The 22,064-nt window shown below is 64.3% G+C and carries 21 protein-coding genes; 13 read left to right on the forward strand and 8 right to left on the reverse strand.

The window, feature by feature from the left end:
- Positions 1-3 precede the first annotated feature (3 nt).
- The 6 genes from LB556_RS26475 to LB556_RS26500 form a co-directional block, all read right to left on the reverse strand.
- Positions 4-270, reverse strand: coding sequence for a hypothetical protein (locus tag LB556_RS26475; RefSeq protein WP_224570522.1), 267 nt, complete (start codon positions 268-270; stop codon positions 4-6).
- On the reverse strand, positions 258-1,307 hold the full coding sequence (locus LB556_RS26480) for a CapA family protein (RefSeq protein ID WP_224570523.1): 1,050 nt from the start codon (positions 1,305-1,307) through the stop codon (positions 258-260). The genes LB556_RS26475 and LB556_RS26480 overlap by 13 nt, the downstream gene beginning before the upstream one ends.
- Positions 1,308-1,511: 204 nt before the next feature.
- Entirely contained in the window at positions 1,512-1,790 is a 279-nt protein-coding gene (locus LB556_RS26485) for a hypothetical protein (RefSeq protein ID WP_224570524.1), read from the reverse strand.
- Positions 1,791-1,874: 84 nt separating this feature from the next.
- A complete protein-coding gene (locus LB556_RS26490; protein WP_224570525.1) occupies positions 1,875-2,807 on the reverse strand; it encodes a hypothetical protein in 933 nt (310 codons plus the stop codon).
- A complete protein-coding gene (locus LB556_RS26495; protein ID WP_224570526.1) occupies positions 2,807-5,491 on the reverse strand; it encodes a hypothetical protein in 2,685 nt (894 codons plus the stop codon). Before LB556_RS26495 ends, LB556_RS26490 begins: the two co-directional genes overlap by 1 nt.
- 49 nt (positions 5,492-5,540) lie before the next feature.
- Positions 5,541-6,410, reverse strand: coding sequence for a protein-L-isoaspartate O-methyltransferase family protein (locus LB556_RS26500; RefSeq protein ID WP_224570527.1), 870 nt, complete (start codon positions 6,408-6,410; stop codon positions 5,541-5,543).
- Positions 6,411-6,934: 524 nt separating this feature from the next.
- Between LB556_RS26500 and LB556_RS26505 the strand changes: the two genes are divergently transcribed.
- From LB556_RS26505 to LB556_RS26545, 9 genes are all read left to right on the forward strand, one after another.
- Positions 6,935-8,518: a DUF2778 domain-containing protein gene (locus LB556_RS26505; RefSeq protein ID WP_224570528.1), complete on the forward strand. Its 1,584-nt coding sequence runs from the start codon at positions 6,935-6,937 to the stop codon at positions 8,516-8,518.
- Positions 8,519-8,645: 127 nt separating this feature from the next.
- A complete protein-coding gene (uvrB, locus tag LB556_RS26510; protein ID WP_224570529.1) occupies positions 8,646-11,807 on the forward strand; it encodes an excinuclease ABC subunit UvrB in 3,162 nt (1,053 codons plus the stop codon).
- 337 nt (positions 11,808-12,144) lie between these two features.
- Complete coding sequence (locus LB556_RS26515; RefSeq protein WP_224570530.1) at positions 12,145-13,062, forward strand: DMT family transporter; 918 nt, start codon at positions 12,145-12,147, stop codon at positions 13,060-13,062.
- A 251-nt stretch (positions 13,063-13,313) separates the two neighbouring features.
- The gene (locus tag LB556_RS26520; protein ID WP_224570531.1) at positions 13,314-14,840 is read left to right on the forward strand and encodes an ABC-F family ATP-binding cassette domain-containing protein; all 1,527 of its coding nucleotides are present in this window, start codon (positions 13,314-13,316) and stop codon (positions 14,838-14,840) included.
- A 78-nt stretch (positions 14,841-14,918) separates the two neighbouring features.
- A complete protein-coding gene (locus LB556_RS26525) occupies positions 14,919-15,197 on the forward strand; it encodes a type II toxin-antitoxin system RelE/ParE family toxin (RefSeq protein ID WP_224570532.1) in 279 nt (92 codons plus the stop codon).
- 27 nt (positions 15,198-15,224) lie between these two features.
- Complete coding sequence (locus LB556_RS26530) at positions 15,225-15,533, forward strand: HigA family addiction module antitoxin (protein ID WP_224570533.1); 309 nt, start codon at positions 15,225-15,227, stop codon at positions 15,531-15,533.
- Between the two features lie 136 nt (positions 15,534-15,669).
- A complete protein-coding gene (locus LB556_RS26535; protein ID WP_224570534.1) occupies positions 15,670-15,852 on the forward strand; it encodes a hypothetical protein in 183 nt (60 codons plus the stop codon).
- A 150-nt stretch (positions 15,853-16,002) separates the two neighbouring features.
- Positions 16,003-16,419 carry a VOC family protein gene (locus LB556_RS26540; RefSeq protein WP_224570535.1) on the forward strand — a complete coding sequence of 139 codons (417 nt, stop codon included), beginning with the start codon at positions 16,003-16,005 and terminating at the stop codon, positions 16,417-16,419.
- A 110-nt stretch (positions 16,420-16,529) separates the two neighbouring features.
- Positions 16,530-16,856, forward strand: coding sequence for a DUF1428 domain-containing protein (locus LB556_RS26545; RefSeq protein WP_224570536.1), 327 nt, complete (start codon positions 16,530-16,532; stop codon positions 16,854-16,856).
- Between the two features lie 146 nt (positions 16,857-17,002).
- Here LB556_RS26545 and LB556_RS26550 read toward each other — a convergent pair whose 3' ends face one another.
- The gene (locus tag LB556_RS26550; protein ID WP_224570537.1) at positions 17,003-18,637 is read right to left on the reverse strand and encodes a tetratricopeptide repeat-containing sulfotransferase family protein; all 1,635 of its coding nucleotides are present in this window, start codon (positions 18,635-18,637) and stop codon (positions 17,003-17,005) included.
- A gap of 258 nt (positions 18,638-18,895) precedes the next feature.
- Between LB556_RS26550 and LB556_RS26555 the strand changes: the two genes are divergently transcribed.
- Complete coding sequence (locus LB556_RS26555) at positions 18,896-19,513, forward strand: flavodoxin family protein (protein WP_224570538.1); 618 nt, start codon at positions 18,896-18,898, stop codon at positions 19,511-19,513.
- A 47-nt stretch (positions 19,514-19,560) separates the two neighbouring features.
- Here the strand turns inward: LB556_RS26555 and LB556_RS26560 are convergent, their stop codons facing one another.
- Positions 19,561-19,968, reverse strand: coding sequence for a Kazal-type serine protease inhibitor domain-containing protein (locus LB556_RS26560; RefSeq protein ID WP_224570539.1), 408 nt, complete (start codon positions 19,966-19,968; stop codon positions 19,561-19,563).
- 583 nt (positions 19,969-20,551) lie between these two features.
- On the opposite strand from LB556_RS26560, the gene LB556_RS26565 reads away from it, so the two are divergent.
- The 3 genes from LB556_RS26565 to LB556_RS26575 all read left to right on the forward strand — a co-directional run bounded on the left by LB556_RS26565 (position 20,552) and on the right by LB556_RS26575 (position 22,002).
- Positions 20,552-20,764 carry a cold-shock protein gene (locus LB556_RS26565; RefSeq protein ID WP_006202520.1) on the forward strand — a complete coding sequence of 71 codons (213 nt, stop codon included), beginning with the start codon at positions 20,552-20,554 and terminating at the stop codon, positions 20,762-20,764.
- Positions 20,765-21,185: 421 nt separating this feature from the next.
- A complete protein-coding gene (locus tag LB556_RS26570; RefSeq protein ID WP_008877668.1) occupies positions 21,186-21,398 on the forward strand; it encodes a cold-shock protein in 213 nt (70 codons plus the stop codon).
- A 169-nt stretch (positions 21,399-21,567) separates the two neighbouring features.
- On the forward strand, positions 21,568-22,002 hold the full coding sequence (locus tag LB556_RS26575) for a BA14K family protein (protein WP_224570540.1): 435 nt from the start codon (positions 21,568-21,570) through the stop codon (positions 22,000-22,002).
- Positions 22,003-22,064 lie beyond the last annotated feature (62 nt).

Consider the following 22,064-nt stretch of genomic DNA (forward strand, 5'->3'; position numbering starts at 1 on the left):
CCCCTACATCTTCAGCTTCAGGCTCTCCCAGAACTTGTCGATCAGCGGCTTCTCCTTCGCCGCATCATCGCCGGCGACGCGCTTGATGAACAAAAGCCCCTGGTCGGCGAGGCCGTAGCCGCCGATCTCGAAATAAGCGGTGTCGGTGCGGGTCTTTACCTCGGCGGTGATGCCGGTCAATTCCTTGCCGTCGGCGAGCTTGCGCGTCGTCGGCTGCTGGCGCTGCCCGACCCGGGCGATAGGCAAATAGCCGGCCTTCAGTCGCAACACCGGGGCATGATCGCCCCCAGCCGTGCCTCGACCCTTTCCCTTATCGCGCCTTCCAACGCCGCCACCGGCACCAACCGTTCATGGTCCCCGTCCCGCAGCCGGACGAAGGGATGCAGCCGGTAGGCGGCGATCCTGCCGCGCGTCTCCGCATCTGCACTCACGTCGACGACGAAAATCCCGCCAACGCGCCCCGGCCATGGCTGGCGGGCAAAAGCGGTGCCGAGGAAATCGCCGAGCCCATAGGCGACGACCATCCCGCCGATCCGCTCCACCGGCTGCACGACATGCGCGTGATGGCCGGCGATCAGCCCGACGCCTTGCCCCGCCAGCCGCCTGGCCAGCGCCCTTGTTTCAGCGCGCGGAAAGTGCCGGAATTCCCAGTCCCAATGCGGCACGGCACTGAGGAGATCGACCCCTGCGCTCGCCTCGCGCGGCCAGCGCGCCGGATCGCCTTCCATGGAGACCCGGCCGGCGAACAGGCTTTCGTCAGTGTTGCGCCAGAGCGTGAAGGCGGCGAAGCCGAGCGCGAGCGGCCCAACTGCGAAGCGTTCGACCGGACCAGCGGCGGCCAGGCCGATGGTCTGGATACCGAGCCGCTTCAGCGTCGCCACCGTCGCGTCGAAACCCGCGACGCCCTGGTCGAGCACGTGATTGTTGGCCAGCGACAGCACAAGTTTTTCGCGCGCGATCCCGACCGCCGCCATCGCCTCGGCCAGAAAGCGTTCGCTCATCGCATGATGCGTGCCGAGCTTGGTTCCCAGTACCGCGCTCGGCCGGTCGACGATCGGGCTTTCACAATTGCCGATGACCAGGTCGGCCGTGCCCAGCAACGCCTTGATCGCCGGATCGCAGTCGGGCGCGCTCCGGTTGGCCACCGCCGAGATGTCGCCGACGAAGGCAAGCCGGACCGTCTGTTTCGGCAGCGGATCCATCAGCCTCCCCGCAATCGGCGCAAACCCGGTGGCGTCACCGGCGAGCGACGGTTTCAGGAAACGCGGCAGCCAGGACAGTTTGTAGGAGAGCGGATAGTTCGACACGCAATGTCCAATCGTTTGCCTTGTTTAGACTGTCCGGTGGACAGGTTGAAGCCGTCGACGATCAACGATGCGGACAGCGTGTCATGCCCTGATAGAGCACGGCTTCGGCATCGTCAGTGCCAGCCGCGCCAGTGAGCGAAGCGCACTGTGTCGCGGTCGATGTTGCGGCTTCCGCCGCGAGCATCGGGCCGAACGCGTCGAAGATCAGAAGAACCGGCGCTGGAGCCGAAGCAGCCCGGCCACAACAGCCGCTACGAGTGCATTCGAGATCACGCCGACCGCGCCACTTATCCAGGCGATATCGCCGGATTGGCCAAGGATCACCGGGGGATAGCCAACAGCAAGAGCGACGATCGCCACTACCAGTCCAAGCCAGCCCACGCCCGGCCGACTGGCCAAGCGGCTGAGGAAATAGGCGATCGCGACCAGCAGGATCCTAAGCGGGTCCAGTATCTGGGCAATGACAATAGCGGTCAGAAGCATGACCGCGCACTAAGCTTCAAAGCCAAATCTTTCAAGGGCCGAAGCTTACGGGGTTCAGCTCAGCCGGCCTGATACCAACAGGTCCTAACGCACGAACCCGTGCAGCCGGGCCAGCAGCCATTGCAGCGGATTGTTCACGAATGCCTTGGTGACGAAGCTGTCGTGAGCGGCATCGCAGGCCAGCAGAGCGACGGTGCCGGCCTCAAGCCGCCGCGGCGGATCGTCGCTCGCATCGATGCCTTTGCCTGCCAGCGCCTGCCTGATCTCGGCATTGCCCGAAGCCGATGATTTGCCATAGGCGCTGACGAAAAAACTCTTCCTGTGGTTCGCGATCCAGCCGGCAAAGATATCGGCCTCGTCGAACACGGCGTCGAGCAGGATGACCCCGAGCAGGCGTCCGCCAATGTCGCCGTTCCCAAGCACGGAAGCGGCCGGATTGTAGCCGCCGCTATAGGCGACCAGTACCACCGGCACGGCGTCGAACTTTGCCGCCTTGGCGCCGGTCAGCCTGGCCAGGCCTTGCGCCGCCTCGGCCATGAACCTCGCGAAATAGCCTGATGTCCAGAAGTTGCCGGCGCTGGAATCCTGTGCGTCGCGGGCAAATTGCGGCGCCACCAGCACGGCGTTGAGGCCTGAAGCCTCGACCTGCGCGACGACGCGCTGGCGCCCGACCACGTCGCGCTGCAAGGTGGCGCCATTGCCGTGGAAGAACACCACGATGACAGCCGGCTTGGCCGGATCGAACCCCTTGGGAACCGCGAGCAGCGTCGAGCGGTCGGAATAGGTCTCATCTTCCCAATAGATGCCGCCGCGCGGCGACGTGTGGCCGTGGCGGCCGTTCGCATCGACGTCGAGAAACGGTGCGGAGCCGTCGGGCAGCTTGCCCCGGTAAGGAAACGGCGACGCTTTGAACGGCACGATGGCCGAGACAGCCTTGTGCAAGCGCGCCCCCTCGCTTGCCACCGGAAACGCCGCCGTGGCCAGCAATCCGGCGACGATGGCACGCCGGTCCGGCATCAGACGGACACCATCCGCAGAGCCGGCGCCTTCGATGGCAGGAGCACGGCAAAGAACGCTGGAATGGCGACGAGATAGGCGATACCAGACCATTGCAGCACGGCGCTCAACCCGAAGCTGGTGGCGACGATCGGCACCGCGGCCGAGCCGATCACCGAAAAGCAGCCATTGATGCCCCATGCCCAGACGAACAGATGCTCCTTGCCGAGCCGCGCCAGCCAGGTCATGGCGGTGGCCATCGGCATGCCCATCAGGAAGGCCGGCGGCGACACCAGCAGGAAGCAGAGCAGCAGCCGCACCACATAGGGATAGGCGCCGATCCGGTCGAGCACGGGCGACAGATAGAATCCGTAGACCAGCAACAGCCCGCAGATTGCCAACAGCACCGCCGGCAGCAACGTCCTGGCGCGGTCGAATATGCGCTCGGCGAACAGGCTGCCGAGACCGGAGAACACCAGCATCGAGGAGATCAGCACCGAGGCCGAAACGGTGGGGTTGGCGAGAGCCACGGTAAAGCGGCTGATCAGTCCGACCTCGACCATGATGTAGCCGAGACCGAGGCATGCGAAATAAAGGATGGTGCCGAGCTTGCCGCGCGAGCGCGAGAACACGATGCGCCAGCCGAAGATGACCGGCAGCAGCACCAGCGACGCCGCCGTGATGCAGGCAATGCAAAGCGTCGCCCAGATCAAGAGATAGCCCCAGTCGTCCTGGAACAGGTCGAGCCGGTCGAGCGTGCGCGGCAAATCGGCGACCTTCACATAGGCCGCGAAATAGGGTTGGTCGTTGGTCAGCGCACGCGCATCGAAGACATATTCGCTGGCGAGCTTTTCCCAGCCGCCGGTCAGAAGCGCGTGCCAGGTCATGCGCTGCAGCGCCGTCGCCGGCAGCACCTGCGGACCGGCATCGCCGGCATCCGCGCAGGCATCGAGCGTCGGATCGGCTGGCGCGCTCGGGTCGCATCCGGGACTCGTCGGCGCGGTCGCATCGGCGGCGGGTTGGGTCAGCGTCGCGTCCTGTCCGCTGCCAAAGATCGAGGCGCGGTAGTCATCGAGCACCTTCTGCGCGCCCGAGCCGTCATAGGCCATTCCTGGATAATAGACCTCTTCCCAGGACATCGATTTGGTGTAGTCGCGCAGCGTCTTGATTTCGGCTTCGGTGAAGCCGCCACGCTTGAACAGCACGGTCGTGGTCGAGAGATAGCTCGACACGGCGAAGATGTCGTCGGCCGCACCTTGGCGGTCGAATGTCTTGGCCGCTTCGGCGACGGTCGAATAGAGTTTCAGCACCGACTTGGGCGGCTCTTCCTTGTTCCACAAGGTGATCGACAGCACGCCGCCATCGGCCAGCGCGTGCATGTAGCTGAGCATCGCCTCGCGCGTGTAGGCGTATTTCTCCGAAATGGCGAAGCCGCCGGGATTGGACAGGCCGACGCTGTCTGCGAGGCTGAGGTCGATGACGTCGTAGCGCTCGTTGGTGTTGGCGAGGAACAGCCGCCCGTCATAGTCGATGATCTTGAGCCGCGGCTCGGCCAGGATATTGCCGGTCACATCCCTGAGCACGGGATCGCGAAACGCCCGCAACGTCATCGGATTGCTCTCGGCGACGGTAACCGATGTCGAACCGGCATTGAGCGCTGCTTGCGTGGAAATGCCGCCGCCGAACTGCACGACGAATGTCTTGGGCTTGTCCTTGATGACATAGGGATAGTGCATAGGCAGGTAGCGGAAATAAACCTGCTCGGCCGGCGCCAGGTTGCGCATGATGCCTTCCGGCCCGTCGCCGTCGCGATACATCCCGACATAGGTGTTGGCCGGAACCTCGGGCATGCCGAAGGCTGCGTTGTCGCTCAGGCCCGGCGCGAAATGCATGTAGGAACTGGCATAGACCTGCAGGTCGCCGAACGGCGAGACGCTGCGGTAGATGCGCTTGCCATCAGGGAAGTTGCGGGCATAGGCGACGCCCTTGTACTGCGAGACGGCGATGTCGGGTATGCCCGTAAGCCCGGGCAGCATGAGGTAGCCGGCGATCGACAGCGCTGCCACCACGACGCCCGCGACAACGCTCCTCCACGCGCCGAACGCGACGAACCACAAGAGCGAGCCGGCCGCCCACAAAAGCAGCGGCACGACGATGATGGTTTCGGGCGCGAACAGATACAGCGACACCAGCACGACGAGACCGGCAAGCCCCGAACCGGTCAGGTCGGCGAAATAGACACGGCCGAACGCGGTGCGGCTCTTCAGGAAGACGATGCCGAGGAAGAAGGCGCCGGCCAGGAACGGCAGGAGGTAGAGCAGGAAATTGGCGAGCAGCCGCCATTTCTGCTGGGGATCGGAAACCAGGAAGATGGCATTGAACGGCACCGTCTGCGCGATCAGGTTGGAGCCGACGGCGAGCGGGCCGATCAGCAGCAGGGCAACCGTCGCCGCGCCTTGCCAATGGCGGTCGAACCAGTCCTTGCCGGCGAAGATGACGACGCTGGACAAGGAGAAGCCAAGCATGGCGAGGCTGACCACCAGCGAGCCGAAATGCGACCAACTGCCCACCGCGAACACGCGCATGACGGCGATCTGCAGGGCGATGATGGCGCCGGCGATCAGCCCGACCGCGAGATAGTGCGCAAGCCGTGGCGCCTCCAGCGAGGCGATGCCTGGACGAGAGATCGATGCAGCGGCTGCCATTCGGGCCCCTTGATGCGAACTAACAAGGCCGGTGCCGCCGCGCGGCAACTCAGCCGTTATGCGTGCCGACGATCTGGTCGCCTTCCAGCTTGGTGAAAGGCACGAAAGGCACCACCTTGCCGTTGTAGATGTCCGAGCGGACGATGTTGAACGTGCCGTCGGCAAGCTGCTGCTTGATCACCTTGAGCACATGCTGGGCGCCCGGCGGACCGACCGGAATGACCATCACGCCATTGGGCTTGAGCTGCTGCAGCAGCGACGGCGGAATATGGTCGATGCCGCAGGTGACGATGATCTTGTCGAACGGACCGACGCTCTCCCAGCCATAATAGCCGTCGGCATTGCGGCTGGTGACCGAGCCGAACTCGCTGTAGCCGCGCCCGATCAGCCCATCATAGGTGCGGCGGGTGCGCTGCGCCAGCGGATTGATGATCTCGATCGTGTGCACCTTGTCTGTGAGGTTTGCGAGATAGGCCGACTGGTAGCCCGAGCCGGTGCCGATCTCGAGCACGGACTCGCCGAACTGCACGTCTATGGACGTCGTCATGCGCCCGACCAGATGCGGGCCTGAAATCGTCACGCCATAACCGATGTCGAGGAAGGCGTGGTCATAGGCGCGCCCCAGATTCTGCGGCAGCACGAACTCCTCACGCGGTGTCAGCAGGAAGGCGCGCTTGTTGCGGTCGTCCAGCACGTCCTTGTTGTAGACCATGATCTGGAAGCGATCGAATCGCTCCGCCAGCAACTTCGGATCCTCGCGGCGATTGGCCACCATCCAGTCGATGAACGACTTTTTGTCCTTGAACGGCACCTCCGCATTGCGGTCATAGGGAACCGGCACGTCAGCCCTGACGGCGGCCGGAAGAATGGAAGACGCCGCGGCTCCCGCCGACAGCGCCAAGAAATCCCGACGCTTCATCGAAAAGCCTCCAAAAGTGGCCTTTGCCACCTTAAACCAGCCACTGACCGGATTGCACCGCGTCCCAAAACGAGTCAATCGGCCGCCGGGAGGCGATCCTTCAGATCGAACAATTGTGGCAGGAGGGCAACAGTAATTGCGGCCACCAGAGCCGTTTGCGGCGGCGCGGCCGATGCACGTCGGCCTGCCTCTTTGCCGCGCGAAGCGCCCGAGCGTCTTTTTGCAAGGATTGGCAAAGGCTGTTTTGCTTGACTCGCAAGGCAAAAACAGGCAGCAAAACACCCTTGGAGGGTCTGCAATACCGCGTGCATGGTCGTGGACGAGCCTTTTTCGGCACAAAGTCCACGTCTCTCGATTGGTTTTGAGAGGGATTGGTTAACCAACTTTGTCCATATTTTGAAGCAATCGGCAACTAACGACAGGCGCGGCAAACGCGTCGGGGACCACCTGGGATCACTCACAGAATGGTCGTCGCGGCTATCACAGCCGCGGGCGTGGGAGCCGATTGGAGCAAGATTGGTTGCATGGCGTTCTTGAGTCAGAAAATTGTCGGGGACAGGCGTTGCAGCGGCGAGACCGCTTTCGAAGCGCCACATGCCTCATCCTTCACCCCTGAACGGCTTGTCCGCTGGGTGGCGGTGCCGGGCGTCGGCGCTGCCGTCGGCCTGTGGCTGATCGGCACCATGGCCGGCCTCAGTTCCGTCGGCGTCTCGCTCTCGGCCGGCCTGCAGCAGACGCTGTCCATGCCAGGCTCGCTCGCTCTCGCCGATCCGCTGAAACGACATTTCCTCAGCTCTTCGGCCCCCTTCGTGATGGCCAATGCCCATGGCGGCACGCGAGCGCTGCACGACCATGCGGCGGCGTGCGGCGCCGGTTGCTTCAGATTGGCCGCGGTAAGCTCCAAGGCCGAGAAATCCGGGCGCCTGGTGGCACAGGCCAAGCCGACGCCGGCGAAGTCGAAATCACAGCAGCGCTTCGAAATGATGGAAGCGTCGCTGTCGCCGACAAAGCTTGCCGCCGCCTTCGCCGGCGCGGCAAAGCCGGCGACCGTGGCCAGCATCCGTCCCCTGATCTCCGCCGCCCCACAGGTCACCGAGGCGTCTCTCGCGCCGTCCGTCCAGGTCATGGCCAGCCTGTCAAACGACATGCCGGCTCCGGCGGCGGAACGCTTCGGCCACGCCGATACGGGTTCCGTCGTGCAGACCGCGCCGGTGCCCATGCGCTTTGCCCAATTGGAAACGCCCGACAACGCGCAGTTGGCGCTTGCCCTTGTCCAGTCGTTGCCTGTCGAGGACGAAGCCTTCGCCTCGCCGCTGCCAATGACCGAATCCTCGCCCGACGTCGCGATTGCGCCGGTCGAGACCCAGCAGGAGCAGCCCGGCGAGGCGGCCTCGTTGCCGGATGCGCTGACCGACGACGTGCCGCTGCCGACCCGGCGCCCGCAATATGACGCGCCGCAGCCCAGGGTCGTGGAAGAGGACAAGCCGGCCGCGCAGCCCAAGACCTTGCAGCAGAAACCGGCGCCTCAGGCGAAGCCCGTACAGCAAGCTAGGGAACCGGTCCGACAAGGCCGGACCCGCGATGGTGGCGACGTGCTGGCCTACGCCAAGCCGGACACGCCTTCGGGCGGCCTCGGCCAGGCGTTCAGGAACCTGTTCAACGGCCCGAGCGCCGGAAGCGGCGCCGGCCATGGCGTCGCCGTCTACGACATCAGCGCCAAGACCGTGTACATGCCCGACGGCCAGCGGCTCGAGGCGCATTCCGGTCTCGGCGCCATGGTCGACCAGCCGCGCTATGTCGATGTGAAGGATCGCGGCCCGACGCCGCCCAACACCTACAATCTGTCGCTGCGTGAATCCCGCTTTCATGGCGTCGAGGCCATCCGCCTGACGCCGGCGAGCGGCAGCAACAAATACAACCGCAATGGCCTGCTCGCGCATACCTACATGCTGCGCGGCGGCCGCGCCGAGTCCAATGGCTGCGTCGTCTTCCGGGACTATGCCCGCTTCCTCGCCGCCTTCAAGAAGGGCAAGGTCACCCGCCTCGTCGTGGTGCCGCGCCTGAACGGATCGCCGACCCGCGTGGCCGACAATGCGCGCGGCGCCTGACGCCTGCGGCAGGAAGCGCGCGATACCTGGCTCCTCCTGACAGCCTTCTGTCAGGAGCCGCAGCCGGCGGTGCGCCTGCCTTCATCGCGCTCTTTCCATTTTCGCCAAGACCTCCCATATTCGGGACATGGCCAAATCCCCCGATAAAAGAACGCCGCCGACGGCGAATGACGATCGCGCCGTGCCAAAGCGGCGCAGCCCGCTGACCGATTTCCTCGACGCGTCGGAGCCGCTGCACAAGGGCGGCTTCGCCGAAATGCCGCAGGCCGAACTGTCGGGCACGCCGCTGACCGGTTCGATCTCCGATTGGGCCGAGCAGATCGAGCAGGAGGCGGAACGCGAAGGACGCGCCACAGGTAAAGGCGGCAGCGCCAAATCGCCCAAGAAGATTCCGGAACGCTCCGCCGCGCCGGGACGCACCGCGCGCGGCACCTCGATGGGCGGCGCCGCAACAGCCCGCGAACGTGCGGCGGCCGGCCTCAATCCGGTCGCCGGCCTCGACGTGTCGCTGGAAGAAGCCGAGACGATGTCATCCAGCGGCGTCACCGCCACGGTGGCCGCGCTCTCGGCGCTGATCGAATCCGGCAATCCGCTGCACAAGGACGGCGTGCTGTGGACGCCGCACCGGCCCGCCAGGCCGGAAAAATCCGAAGGCGGCATCGCCATCAAGATGGTGTCGGACTTCGAGCCCGCCGGCGACCAGCCGACCGCCATCAAGGATCTGGTCGAGGGCGTCGACAACAGCGACCGCACCCAGGTGCTGCTCGGCGTCACCGGCTCGGGCAAAACCTTCACCATGGCCAAGGTGATCGAGGAGACGCAGCGGCCCGCTTTGATCCTGGCGCCCAACAAGACGCTGGCCGCGCAGCTCTATTCCGAGTTCAAGAAATTCTTCCCCGACAACGCGGTCGAGTATTTCGTCTCTTATTACGACTATTACCAGCCGGAAGCCTACGTTCCGCGCACCGACACCTTCATCGAGAAGGAATCCTCGATCAACGAGCAGATCGACCGCATGCGCCATTCGGCGACGCGCTCCCTGCTCGAGCGCGACGACGTCATCATCGTCGCCTCGGTATCCTGCATCTACGGTATCGGCTCGGTCGAGACCTACACCGCGATGACCTTCCAGATGCAGATCGGCGATCGGCTCGACCAGCGCGCGCTGCTCGCCGACCTCGTCGCCCAGCAATACAAGCGTCAGGATATCAATTTCGTCCGCGGCTCGTTCCGCGTGCGCGGCGACACCATCGAAATCTTCCCGGCCCACTTGGAAGACCGCGCCTGGCGTATTTCGATGTTCGGCGACGAGATCGAGGCGATCACCGAGTTCGATCCGCTGACCGGCCAGAAGACGGGCGAACTGAAGAGCGTCAAGATCTACGCCAATTCGCACTATGTGACGCCGCGCCCGACGTTGAACCAGGCGATCAAGTCGATCAAGGAAGAGCTCAAGCACCGGCTGGTGGAACTTGAGCGCGCCGGCCGGCTGCTCGAGGCGCAGCGGCTGGAACAACGCTGCCGTTTCGACCTGGAGATGCTGGAAGCAACCGGCTCCTGCGCCGGCATCGAGAACTATTCGCGCTACCTCACCGGCCGCCAGCCCGGCGATCCGCCGCCGACGCTGTTCGAGTACATTCCCGACAACGCGCTGGTGTTCATCGACGAAAGCCATGTCACCGTGCCGCAGATCGGCGGCATGTATCGCGGCGACTTCAGGCGCAAGGCGACGCTGGCCGAATACGGCTTCCGCCTGCCCTCCTGCATGGACAACCGGCCGCTGCGCTTCGAGGAATGGGACGCCATGCGGCCGCTCTCGGTTGCCGTTTCGGCGACGCCGGGCGCCTGGGAAATGGAACAGGCCGGTGGTGTCTTCGCCGAGCAGGTCATCCGCCCGACCGGCCTGATCGACCCGCCGGTCGAGGTGCGCCCGGCCAAGAGCCAGGTGGACGATGTCGTCGGCGAAATCCGCGAGACAACCAAGGCCGGCTACCGCACGCTGGTTACGGTGCTGACCAAGCGCATGGCCGAGGACCTGACCGAATACCTGCACGAGCAGGGCGTGCGCGTTCGTTACATGCACTCCGACATCGACACGCTGGAGCGCATCGAGATCCTGCGCGACTTGCGCCTCGGCGCCTTCGACGTGCTGGTTGGTATCAACCTTCTGCGCGAGGGCCTCGACATTCCCGAATGTGGCTTCGTCGCCATCCTCGACGCCGACAAGGAAGGTTTTTTGCGCTCGGAAACCTCCCTCATCCAGACCATCGGCCGCGCCGCCCGCAACGTCGACGGCAAGGTCATCCTCTACGCCGACCAGGTCACCGGCTCGATGGAGCGCGCGATGGCGGAGACCAACCGCCGACGCGAGAAGCAGATGGAGTGGAACGCCGCCAACGGCATCACGCCGGAATCGGTGAAGTCGCGCATCTCGGACATTCTCGATTCGGTCTACGAGAAGGACCATGTCCGCGCCGACATCTCGCAGTTCACCGACAGCGCCGGCGCCATGATGGGCAACAATTTCAAGGCCCATCTCGACGCGCTCGACAAGCAGATGCGCGACGCCGCCGCCAATCTCGACTTCGAGAAGGCGGCCCGCATCCGCGACGAGATCAAGCGGCTGCGCGAGATGGAACTGTCGATTTCCGACGATCCGCTGGCGCGCGAGGTGGAAGGCCAAAGTCCCGCGTCAGGCCGCGAAAAAGGCAAGCACAACAAGGGCGTGGCCAAACATCGTACGGCTGAGGAACAGGAACGTTTCCGCAAGCTCGACCAGGCACGTGCCGCCGAAGAGGCAGCCAAGGCCGCCCGGCCCAACCTCTTCCGCAAGCCCGATCTCGACGAGATGGGCGCCGACGGCGCCGTGCCGGTGAAGAAGCCGCTGTTCGCCAAGCCCTCGATCGACGACATGGGCCCGGGCACCGACATGCCGACGCCGGCGGGTGCGGTGTCACGCTCGCTGTTCAAGAAGCAGTCGGCGGAAGAAGCGCACGGCTCCGACTTCGGCATCCCCGGCGAACCGACCAAGCCGCTGTTCAAGAAGAATTCGCTCGACGAGATGACGGTTCGGCGCACGGAAAAACCGGTAGAGGGAAAAGTACCGGCCAAGCCACAGCCGATCTCCCCCCTTGTGGGACCTGGCAGGACAGAGGAGAGCGCGAAGGAGGGCGGCGATTCCGCCAAACCAATTGTCCGTCAGCGCGCCGGAATCGGCTCTTATGAGGATCCAGGCGACGCCCGCCGCGAAAAACGCCGGCCGGGAAAGACAGGTCGGCCGGGACGATAGGCAGTTCAGGCGCGTGGCTTCTGAAAACGATCGTCGCGCTGCCCCTCATCCGCCTGCCGGCACCTTCTCCCCGTAAACGGGGAGAAGTCGGCTGCCGCGACCTCGCCGCCCGTCTTGCAACGCTGGCGATTGGCGAAATATAAGTTGGCACCGTCCGGGAGTTGAGAAGTGGTCCGCGCTTTTCGAACGACGAACGCCCAGCAGGGCGATGAGGGGCAGCGCCGATCTGGATCGTCTTGGTGCTAGTCTGCCACTGGACCATGTGCCATTGCTTGCCGCCCGTGTGCGGAAACGCTACGCACGATGGCAACTCCGCTTCCGCCGTAGCAGGCTCCCCATGAAACCCAAGGACATCGCCGCCTACATCTTTCTGGCCGTCACCTGGGGGCTGTCGTTCCTGGTGTTGCTCAAGGTGGTGCATGCCTTCGGCTGGGTCGGCGCGGTCACCTTGCGGTCGCTGGTCGCCGGCCTCACCCTCTTGCTGTTGGCGGCAGCAACGCGGCGACGGCTCGATTTCAGCGCCGGCTGGCGGCGCTTCGCCGTGGTCGGCGCGACGACGGTGGCCGCGCAACTGATCGGCCTCTCCTACGCCACGCCGCGCATCGGCACGGCGATGGCGGCCATCCTCGTTGCCGCGATCCCGCTGTTTTCGATGATCATCGGCCAGCTGTGGGGCCTTGAGCGCATCACCATCCGCGGGCTGGCGGGTCTGTTGCTCGGGGCGGCCGGCATCATCGTTCTGGTCGGCTTTCCCGCAGTGCCGATCACGGCGCCATTTGCCTTTGGCTGCGCTGCCTCCCTGTTCAGCTCGTTCTCGGCCGCCTTCGGCAGCAATTACGCCAACCGCCATCTGCGCTCGGCAGGCTCGTGGGAACTCACAAGTGCGGCCTTCCTGTTCGGCGGCCTGATGACCCTGCCGCTGCTGTTCGCCGTGCCGGTGCCGGCCATGCCCCGTGCGATCGACTTCCTCTACCTTGCCATCCTCGCCTGCGTGATGAGTGCGCTGACCTATATCGTCTATTTCCGGCTGGTGGCCAGCATCGGCGCGACCAGGACGATCAGCGTCGAGTTCGCGGTGACCACGGTCGCGGTGCTGGTTGGCACCGTCGTGCTCGGCGAGGCGCTGACCATCATCCAGGCTTTCGGCGCGGTGGCGATCATCGGCGGCTGTGTACTGGTGCTCGACCCATTCCCGCGCCGCGCCAGGGCGGTGTCGCAGGCCGGGGTCTTGCCATCTGCCCCACCATTGGTGTAGCCAGTCACCACACTCGAACGTCTTGAAAGGAGGGCTCACGTGTTTACGTTTTTTTGTCACCATCGTCAGCGTGGCCCGATTTCTGCCCTGCAAGCCAGCTTGCAGGGCTGACCAGGGACGGTCCGGGTTTTTCCCGCTTCGATTTTTTGGTCCGCTCTTCGTGGTGCCGCAACGCCTGGCCTGATGGCCGGCACGCGCACCGTCAAAGTGCATCCGGAGTTGTGTCCGGACAGACCAGAGAAATCGAAAAAATGGCCATGATCAGCCTCAAATCCCTCGGCGTCACCATGAGTGCGCCGCTCTTTGCCAACCTCGACCTCAGCATCGGCACCGGCGACCGGCTCGGCATCGTCGCCGCCAACGGCCGCGGCAAGTCGACCTTGCTCAGATGCCTGACCGGCGAACAGGAGCCGACAACGGGCGACATCACCCGCACGCGCGGCCTGCGCGTCGGCCATGTCGAACAGTCCGTTGCCGCTGCCCTGCTTGGCCGTACTTTTTATCAGGTGGTGGCGGATGCCTTGCCGGCGGAGCAGGCCGACAGCGAGATGTGGCGCGTCGACGTGGTGCTGGATTCGCTCGACGTGCCCGAGCCGATGCGCGGGCGGGAAATGTCGGCACTGAGCGGCGGCTGGCAGCGGCTGGCGCTGATCGCCCGCGTCTGGGTCACCGATCCCGATGTGCTGCTGCTCGACGAGCCGACCAACCATCTCGACCTCGCCCGCATCAGCCAGTTGGAAGCCTGGCTCAACGCGCTGCCCCGCGACGTGCCCGTCATCATTGCCAGCCACGACCGTGCCTTCCTCGACGCCACGACCAACCGGACGCTGTTCCTGCGCCCCGAGCTGTCGCCGGTGTTTTCTCTCCCCTACTCCAGAGCCAGGGACGCGCTGGACGAGGTCGACGCGTCGACCGAGCGAAAATTCCAGCGCGACATGAAGGTGGCGCAGCAATTGCGCCGGCAGGCGGCCAAGCTCAACAACATCGGCATCAATTCGGGCAGCGACCTGCTGACGGTCAAGACCAAGCAGCTCAACCAGCGCGCGGAAAAGCTCGAAGAGGCCGCCAATCCGGCGCACCGTGAGAAATCGGCTGGCGCGATCCGGCTGGCCAATCGCGGCACCCACGCCAAGGTGCTGATCACGCTCGACGACGCGGCGGTGGAAACGCCCGACGGCACGCTGCTGTTCAGGACCGGCAAGCGCCACATCTGCCAGGGCGACCGCATCGTGCTGCTTGGCCGCAACGGCGTCGGCAAGTCATGCTTCGTCAGCTTGATCCGCAACGCTGTCGCCGAGCCGGACACCGTGCGGAACGTGAAGGTGACGCCGTCGACCGTGCTCGGCTACAGCGACCAGGCGCTATCCGGCATCAGCGGCGACGACACGCCCCTGGCGATGGTCTCGCGCCGCTACGATGTCGGCGAGCAGCGGGCGCGCTCGCTGCTCGCCGGCGCCGGCGTGGTCATGGAGATGCAGGACAAAAAGATCGGTGTGCTGTCCGGCGGCCAGAAGGCGCGGCTAACGATGCTGGCGCTCAGGCTCGCCAATCCCAACTTCTATCTGCTCGACGAGCCGACCAACCATCTCGATATCGAAGGCCAGGAAGCGCTGGAGGCGGAATTGCTCAAGCACCAGGCAAGCTGCCTGCTCGCCTCGCACGACCGCTCCTTCATCCGCGCCATCGGCAACCGCTTCTGGCTGATCGACAAGCGGAAGCTGACCGAGGTCGAGGATCCCGAGGATTTCTTCCGCGATGTGGCTGAGGGAACCAGCTGAGCGGCTGGGGATTGGCGTGCCTGTCAATTATCTGCTTACGGGCCCTTGATTGGTGTAAGCGGCTTGTTTACATAGGTCATGATCAAGTCGTTCAGGAATAAGGCGCTGTCCGACCTCTTTCAAACCGGAAAAACCGGCAAGATCGATGCCAAGATGTACAAGCGCATCCTTGTTCGGCTTGACCGCCTGGAAGCTTCAGAAAAGCCGGAGGAGATGAAGCTTCCCGGCTTCGACTTCCACCCGCTGAAGGGCTTCGATCCCATTCGCTACACGGTCCACGTCAACGGCCCGTGGCGCATTACATTTGAATTCGACGGCAACGACGCCGCCCGCGTCGATTTCGAGCAATATCACTGAGACGGCCAGATTGGAGAAGTTCGACGTATGACCGTGCACGAGCCGATGCGTCCGATCGAGCGTTGTCCCTCCCACCCGGGAGCGCTGCTTGAGGACATTATCCCGGCAACTGGAAAGACCAAGGTGGAAATTGCAAATCTGCTCGGAATCTCACGGCAGCAGCTTTATGACATTATCCGCGAAAGGAAGCCGGTTTCGCCGGCGGTGGCCGCTCGCCTTGGGAAGCTGTTCGGCGACGGCGCCGCGATCTGGCTTCGGATGCAGGCGGCTTTCGATGCGTGGCACGCAGAGCGTGAAGTCGACGTTTCAGCTATCCCCACGCTCAAGGTTGCATAGCCTCTGCTTGGCGGCGCCCGGGTGAGATGTAAAAGGCTGACACAAAAATTCTCCGGTTCTGTCGGATCGCCTGAACCAGCCCCGTCCTTGGGATGCCGACACGATGATGCCGGCGCCAACCCAGGGAGAATTCGTCATGTCCGTCCTGTCATCCATTGGCCGCATCGCAACCCGGTACGCCGCGGCGCGCGCCCGTCACCGCAGCGAACGCATCCTGCTGTCGCTGCCGGCCGAACTGCGCAGGGATGTCGGCTTTCCGGAAATCTTCGATGCCCGCGACAGCCGCCGCGCTGCCACGTCCTCGGCCAAGGTCATATGACCACGGCCGGCCCACGCACGCGCCCCCCGAACCGGCCGGTCGCCGTATGATGCGGCCCCGGCGAAAAATTTTCACGACCATGTAGGATTGCTGTCACCTCGTCCGTCCTATGGTCCGCAAGGCCAAACCAAACGTGAAGAGGAACGTGCAATGACCGACCAGACCCCACCCCGGCCCAAAGTGCTTGGCGGATTGACCCCCTATCTGCAGGTCGACGGCGCCGCCAAGGCCGCCGAGTTCTACAAGAAGGCTTTCGGGGCCGAGGAAGTCTTTGCCTATCCGGCGGATGAAAAAGGCCGCACCATGCATATCCATCTCTACATCAACGGCTCGACGCTGATGCTGGGTGACGCCTTTCCCGAACACGGCCATCCGCATCAGGCTGCACAGGGTTACACGCTGCAGCTGCATCTCGGCAGCAGCGACATCGACGCCTGGTGGAAGCGCGCCGTCGACGCCGGCTGCGTGATCGCCACGCCGCTGCAGGTGATGTTCTGGGGCGACCGCTGGGGCCAGCTGAAGGACCCCTTCGGCGTCGCCTGGGCGATGAACGCACCGATGGAATAAGCTTCGCGATCTGATAGCGGGCGCGCCCCCTCGCAAAGGGAACGGTGCGCCCCTTCCGCGCCGGGTCGACCCCCCGCCCGGCGCCCGATTTCAGCAGAGAGGAGACCACCATGTCCTATGTCGATGGCTTCGTGCTTGCCGTGCCGAAGGCAAATCTCGCCGGGACCGTCTGGAAGGAGCACGGCGCGCTCGCCTACGTCGAATGCATCGGCGATGACGTGCCCTATGGCGAGATCACCTCGTTTCCGCGTGCCGTGCAGGCCAAGGAGGACGAGACCGTCATCTTCGCCTGGGTGCTCTATGAATCCAGGCAGAAGCGCGACGCGATCGTGGCCAAGGTGATGGCCGACCAGCGCCTGCAGCCGAACGTGGATTCGATGCCGTTCGACGGCAAGCGCATGATCTTCGGCGGCTTCCAGCCCTTCATGGAGCTTTGAGCAGCAGGCGCAACGCCAGGGTCGGCTGATCGCAATCCCTTGCGATTGGCCGCGACGCTCGTCAGGTCGTCATCCCCGGATCTGCGCGTCCGCTTCGCCCGTGGATGACGAGGTTCGGGCGCTTCGGCCAACCGGTGACCTATGCGCTAACTCAACCGATCCAGCAGCGGCTTCAATCTGTCGCCGTAGCGCTTCCACAGATCGACCGAGCCCTGGTACATCGGCTGGCGCACTTGCGCGGCGGACGCCGTTCGCACCGGCCGGTCGGTCTGGTGGAACGACAGCACTGCATCGTCCCAGGGCAGCCCGAGATAGTCGATGAGCGCCCGGCTCTGGCCTTCCTGGTCGGCGACGAAGTCCTCGTAGCGCACATCATGGACGACGCCGGGCAGCACCTTGTGCCAATGCGCCATGATGTCGGTGTAGAGATTGTGGAAGTCGGCGAGTTCGCCGAGGTCGTAACCATAGAGGTGGCTGTCCCCGCGGAAATGCACCTTGTAGATCGAAAGGCAGGTTGCCGCCGCATCGCGGGCGCAATGGATGATTCTGGCCTTCGGCATCATCATGTGGATGAAGCCGACGAGCAGGAAGTTGCCAGGCATCTTGTCGGTCACGTGGCGCACATGCGGGTAGCGGGCATGCAGCATGTCCAGATAGGCCTGCCCCGCCTCGGCGAAATCCGCATCGTCCGCGTCGGATACCCCCCAGGGGAAACCGCCAGGCATGTTCGCGGGAAACTGCTTGCCCACCGCCTTCTTCAGGATGCTGAGCTCGCCCGCGCCATAGACCTGAGGATGGCTGGCGATGATCTGTTCGACCAGAGTCGTGCCCGAGCGCGGCATGCCGACGACAAAGATCGGCGCGTCGTCGGCGATCGCACTCGGCCGGTGCCTTTCGAAGAAGCCGGCATCGAATACCGTCTTCATCGCCTCGAACTCGGCGCGTGTCTTCACCGGATCGTAGTCGATGCCCTTGCGGCGGATGGTATTGCCCTCGGCGAAGTAGTCGAAGGCCCTGTTGTAATCTTTCAGATCGTCGTTGGCCTTGCCGAGGCCGAACGACAGCTGCATGCGTGCCAGGCTGTCCTGCGGCGCCTTGGCGTGCTGCGCCTCCATGCCGGCCAATTCGGCGTCGCGCTCCTTCTGGCGCTTGACCTGCGTCAGCATCAGCCACGCGCGGGCCATGGCGGGCTGGATCGCCACCGCCTGCCGGAACAGGTCGGTCGCCTCGTCCAGCTTGCCCTGCTCCATCAGCCCAACACCGAGCCCATGCAACAAATCGGCATCCTTGGGGCGGATCGCCAGCGCTTCGCGGAAGGCCGACAGCGCCTCGTCCAGGCGCCCGGCTTCCTGCAGGGTTTCGGCAAGCCCGATACGTGCGCGCACGTGGAATGGGTTGCGCTGCACCGTGCCGCGATAGATGTCCTCGGCCTCCTCGAACCGGCCGATCTGCTTCAGCGACGAGCCGAGATTGTCGCGCGCCGCGAGCTGCTCCGGCCGCAGGTCCACCGCGCCCCGGAAGAAATCGATCGCCGCCGTGACGCGGCCCAGATCCCGCATCACCGTGCCGAGATTGTTGAGGAAGTCGGCATTCGTCGGCTGCAGGCTCACCGACTGTTCCAGGAAATCCATCCCTTCTTCGCTGCGCCCGGTCTGGTGCAGCAGCAATCCCAGGAAGTGCGCCGCGGCCGCGTGTTTGGGCTGACGCGCCAGCACCTGCCGGTAGATCGCTTCGGCCTCTTGCCGGCGCCCCGCCTGATGCAGTTGCAGCGCCTGCTGCACATACTGGTCGAGGCCCAGCGGCGGCTGGCCTCCCGCGCCAGATTTGGCCGCGCCAGATTTGGCCCCCGCACCCGCCGCTCTTCTCTGATCTCTGTTGATGGGACACCTGCCGTGTTTACGCGCCTGCGGGACCTAAGCCATGCCGGGGAGAGATTCAAGGGTGCGCTCGGCGCCCCAACAGCCGACGCCGCTGCAAAGTGCGCAACCACAACCCAATCGCGGCGTTAGCCTGCACAGCCGCACGCAGGAGTTCACGCAATGCCCCTCACCGCCTTCGCCATGAATTGCTCGCTCAAAGCCTCGGACGACAAGGAGAAATCCTCGACCGACAAGATCATCGCCGATCTCTTCGCAGCGCTCAAGACGCATGGCGTAAAAGGCGAGGTTGTGCGTGCCCTCGATCACGACATCAAGCCCGGCGTGCTCTCCGACATGGGCGAGGGCGACGACTGGCCAGGCCTGCGCGAAAAGATCCTCGCCGCCGACATCTTCATCCTCGGCCTGCCGATCTGGCTGGGCCAGCCGTCGAGCGTCGCCAAGCGCGTCATGGAGCGCATGGACGCCTTTCTGGGGGAAGCCGACGACAAGGGCCGCATGCCGGCCGCCGGCAAGGTGGCGCTGGTGGCGATCGTCGGCAACGAGGACGGCGCGCATCACTGCCACGCGGAATGCTTCCAGGCGCTGAACGACGTTGGTTTCACCATCCCCGCCAATGGCGGCGTCTACTGGGTCGGCGAAGCCATGGGCAACGTCAATTACGTCGACCTGCCGAAAACCCCCGACAAGGTCGCCGAAGTCATCGAAATGGCGGCTTCAAACGCCGCCCATCTGGCCGGGCTGCTCAGCGGCAAACCGTATGTCGGCGTGGACAAATAGCCTGGGCTCCCCTTCGCCGCTTGTGGGATAAGGTAAAGCCCAACGTCTCAGCACGGCCCGTCGCCGACGATGCGGTAGTCCGAGGCACGGGCCTCGCAGGCATTGGGGAAGGTGCGCACCTCGCCATGCCGGCGGCCACACACCGGCGCGTATTCGCGGGTGCAAAAGGTCTGCCCGCCACCACCACCGCCGCCACCATCGCGGCAGGGACCGTCGCGCACGATGCGGTAATCCGCCCGGTCGGCCAGACAGGCATTGGCGAACGTCTGGCGGTCACCGCCGCGCCGGGCACATACCGGCTCATACTGCTTGGTGCAGAATTGCGGTTCAGGGCGCGGCGGACGCGGGCGCGGCCCCGGCCCGTCATCGACGACGACCGTACAGGCGGCAAGAATTGCCGACAGGAACAGAACGGTAAAACCTTGCCGTGAAAAGATTGCCGCAAGAAACCTCATGATCGTCTCTCCTCGATCCCCGTCCCGGTGCGTACCGGCCAAGACTGCCTGGCGGTTCGCTGATAATGATATCGATCAAAACAGGATTTAAATCAGTCGCCTACGGCATGATCCTCATCATTCCACCGATAATTTCAACCCATTCGAGGCCTCTGTCGGGAATGACATCGGGATCAGCCCGGGGCCCCGTCCCGCGCCGCCGGCAATCTCGGCCACTGGCCCATGCATGACCGGGGCTGTGGGCCGATGACCCGCCCAGCCACGAAGCCTATCTGCGGCCGGTCGAGGCTTTGATCGGTCGATTTTTGCGTCGGGACGCGCCCATGGCGGCGTCCCGCGGCGCTATCTTGCAACCTTCACGTTTCCGTGCGATAAATTCTGTGTTCGGGCATTTGCGACCCGGAGAGCGGAACGTTTTGGACGACCTTTCCCCGATACTGTGAATCTCTGACGGCCCCGTTTTTCGGCGGGGGGTTTGACCATGCGCCAATGCATGACTGCCGAAAGCAACCACCAGGAACTGCCCTCGACGCCAGGTGGCGGGCAGGACCAGCAAGACTGAACGGGTGAAGGAGTTTCCCCAATGGCCCAGACCGGCACCGTTAAATTCTTCAATGCGACCAAAGGCTTCGGTTTCATCACGCCCGACGGCGGCGCCAAGGACGTGTTCGTCCATATTTCAGCGATCGAGGCCTCGGGCCTGCGCACGCTGGTCGACGGCCAGAAGGTCACCTTCGACGTCGAGCCGGACCGCATGGGCAAAGGCCCGAAGGCGGTGAACCTGCGCGCGGCCTGAGCGATCGGCACGCCGCACGTCCCAGGCGGACGGGCGAACAAACAGCTTGACCAGCACCTGGGCAGGCAGACGGATTTTTGAAAGGCGCGGCGGTTTTCGTCGCGCCTTTTTCATCTCCGCGGCGCAGCATAAACGCATGTCGCCCAAGAGTTGGTCCCGGTCCGGGCCAATGACGCGCGTCATGACAAGCACTTAAAGTGCGACGCGCTTTAATGCATGTCGCCAGAAGTGACCCCGGTGATGGGAGAATGACATGCATCAAGACAAAGACCGAAAGCGTGTCGCATGAATCCGTTTCGACACGACGCCCTTTAAGTGCCCGCAAACTTTCACTTGCCGATAGCGCTAAAATAAAGGACAAATTTCCGCTCGGGCATTTGCCGGCCCGAGACTGGAGTTTATGGGATCAAAGGAGTTTCCCATGCCGCAGACCGGCACCGTCAAATTCTTCAACCATGCCAAGGGCTTCGGCTTCATCACACCGGATGATGGCGCGAAGGATGTCTTCGTGCATATTTCGGCCGTGCAGGCGTCGGGTCTTCCCGGTCTCGAAGATGGGCAGAAAGTGACATTCGACACCGAGCCCGACAAGCGCGGCAAGGGACCCAAGGCCGTCAACCTGTCAGTCGGCTGAGCCGGGCGCCATGTCCGCGCCCCGAGGTGCGGGTGTTGATGCCGTGAAACAAGGGCGTGGGGTCAAATTTTCGTTCAGCCCCCGTTCAGCCACGGTCGCATATTAGTCATTCGTAAAGCCGGACCGCATCCCCTGCGAAACCGCATGGCCCGGCACGAAGGAGACCAAGATGAACCGCATTTTCAAGACAGCCGTGCTGTCCGCCGCCGTGGTCGCCACCACGCTGGGGACCTTTTCGGCGGCCAACGCCGATGACTGGCGCCGTTGGCACCATCACAGCCATGGCCATGGCGATGCCATTGCCGCGGGCGTACTCGGCCTCGCCGCCGGCGCGCTGATCGGTGGCGCATTGGCCAATGACCAGCCGCCACCCGATTCCAACCGCTATTACGATGACGGCTATTACGACAGTTACGTGCGGGTGCGCCCAGCCCCGGTCCACCGCTACTATGCGGAACCGCAGGTGGTCTATGCCAACCGTTATGCCGAACCGTGGACGCGCGGCTGGTACGAGTATTGCTCGGACCGCTACCGCACCTTCAATGCCCGCACCGGCACCTTCACCGGCAGTGACGGCGAACAGCATTTCTGCACCGCCAACTGAGGCTTCCCTGCCCCAAACAAAAAAGCGCTGCCCGCAAGGCCGGCGCTTTTTTGTTGTCAGCG

The organism is Mesorhizobium sp. ES1-4 (assembly GCF_020164745.1).
In the GTDB taxonomy this organism is placed as follows: Bacteria; Pseudomonadota; Alphaproteobacteria; order Rhizobiales; family Rhizobiaceae; genus Mesorhizobium.